Source organism: Clostridium sp. TF11-13AC (assembly GCF_003481065.1).
GTDB lineage: Bacteria > Bacillota > Clostridia > Lachnospirales > Lachnospiraceae > Otoolea > Otoolea fessa.
Window position 1 is genome coordinate 1 of sequence record NZ_QUKJ01000024.1, and the last position, 875, is coordinate 875.

Annotated in this window: 1 protein-coding gene; it reads right to left on the minus strand. The window is 51.8% G+C overall.

Annotated elements, in window-relative coordinates; genetic code table 11:
• Window positions 1–11: 11 nt before the first annotated feature.
• On the minus strand, window positions 12–875 hold an 864-nt coding region (locus DXD12_RS15085; RefSeq protein WP_118638614.1), incomplete at its 5' end, for a recombinase zinc beta ribbon domain-containing protein.

An 875-nucleotide genomic window follows, 5' to 3' on the forward strand; every position in this document is an offset into this window, starting at 1 on the left:
GGCGGGACAGGTCAGGCAGTGACCTGTTCCACCTCCGGGATGGGTTTGAGATTAAAATGAATTTCGATAGAAATGTGTCTTGTTTTATCTTCGTCAATGCGCTCATGCACGACGATTTCTTTGATTAAGCGGTTGAGGGTGGCTGCGTCCAGCTCTGTGATGTTGGCGTATTCCTGAATGGCTTCCACCCATTGTTTTGCATCATTGGCAAGCTGGACTTCATCGGACAGCCGCTTTCTGCCCTCGGACACTTTTGTTTTAAGCTCCGTCTGCTCGGTCTGCGTCTTTTCCAGCATGGTGTTGAAGCTCTGCTCACTGATACGCCCTGCAATCATATCCTCATAAAGCCGCATTACCATTTTGTCCAGAATCTCAATCCGTTCCTCGTCCCTTGTAAGGGAGCGTTCCATTGCTTCCCGCTGTTCCCGCTGCTCGGCTTCACAGGTATTGGTCAGGCGGTCGGCAACCGCTTCTCCGTCCATCAGGGCAGCTCTGGCACATTCCCGGATTTTCCGCAGCACATGGCTGTAAAGGGTGTCATAGTCAATCCGATGCTGGGTGCAGTGGTTCTTTCCAAAGGCATTGTAGGTCTTGCAGGAATAAATCTGCTGAGGATGTTTTGCGTTTGTGTAGCGTACCGTCAGCGACTTCCCACACTCGCCGCATTTTATCAGTCCGGCAAACAGGCTGATTTCATTGGTCTGCCCCGGACGCTGGCGGGATTTCAGCTTATTCTGCACAATGTCAAAGCTCATGCGGTCAATCAGCGGTTCATGCTGCCCCTCCACCACAATCCAGTCCTCCGGCTTCTTTTCCCCAATCGTGCCGATTTTGAAACGGTAGTCCTTTTTCTGGGAAGCAATCGCCCCGGTGTA